The organism is Calditerricola satsumensis (assembly GCF_014646935.1).
GTDB lineage: Bacteria > Bacillota > Bacilli > Calditerricolales > Calditerricolaceae > Calditerricola > Calditerricola satsumensis.
Genome location: NZ_BMOF01000103.1, coordinates 1 through 874, shown reverse-complemented (window position 1 = coordinate 874; position 874 = coordinate 1). Strand labels below are relative to the sequence as shown.

Annotated in this window: 1 protein-coding gene; it reads right to left on the bottom strand. The window is 69.3% G+C overall.

Going from position 1 to position 874, the window contains the following annotated elements:
- A partial coding sequence (locus IEX61_RS12240) for an aldehyde dehydrogenase family protein (protein ID WP_188818258.1) occupies window positions 1–863 on the bottom strand: 863 nt, incomplete at its 3' end.
- Window positions 864–874 lie beyond the last annotated feature (11 nt).

Below are 874 nucleotides of genomic sequence, written 5' to 3'. Positions count from 1 at the left end.
ACGACGACGGCGCAGGCCATGCACCGCTGGCCGGCCGACCCGAAGGCGGCATTCACGATTTCGCGCACGGCGAGGTCCAGGTCGGCGTCGGGCATGACGATGGTGTGGTTCTTGGCCCCGGCCAGGGCCTGCACCCGCTTCCCGTGGGCCGCCGCCGTCTTGTACACGTATTCGGCCACCGGCTGGGACCCGACGAAGGAGATGGCCTTGACGTCGGGGTGCTCGAGGAGCCGGTTCACCGCGTCGTGGGCGCCGTGAACGACGTTGAACACGCCGTCGGGAACCCCCGCTTCCGCAAGCAGCTCCGCCAGCCGGTTGGCGAGGAGCGGCGTGCGCTCGGAGGGCTTCAGCACGAAGGTGTTGCCGCAGGCGATGGCCAGCGGGAACATCCAGCAGGGCACCATCATCGGGAAGTTAAACGGGGTGATGCCCGCCACCACGCCCAGCGGGTAGCGGCAGAAGCCCGACTCCATTCCGGTGGCGATGTCGGGCAGCTGCCGGCCCATCATCAGCGTGGGGGCCCCGGCGGCAAACTCCACACACTCGAGGCCGCGCTGCACCTCGCCGTGGGCTTCCTTCAGCGTCTTGCCGTTTTCCAGCGTGATCAGCCGGGCCAGCTCGTCCCAATGCTCCACCAAGAGCTGCTGGAAGCGAAACAGGATGCGCGCCCGCTTCGGAACCGGCGTGCGGCTCCATGCCGGGAACGCCTCCCTGGCCGCTTCCACCGCGCGGTCGACGTCGTCCTTCGTCGCCAGCGGCACGTGGGCCAGCACCGCTTCCGTGGCCGGGTTGACCACCGGCTGGGTGGCGGTCGCCTGCGCCTCCACCCACCGGCCGCCGATGAAATGCTTCAGCACCTTCACCTCGGTGACGT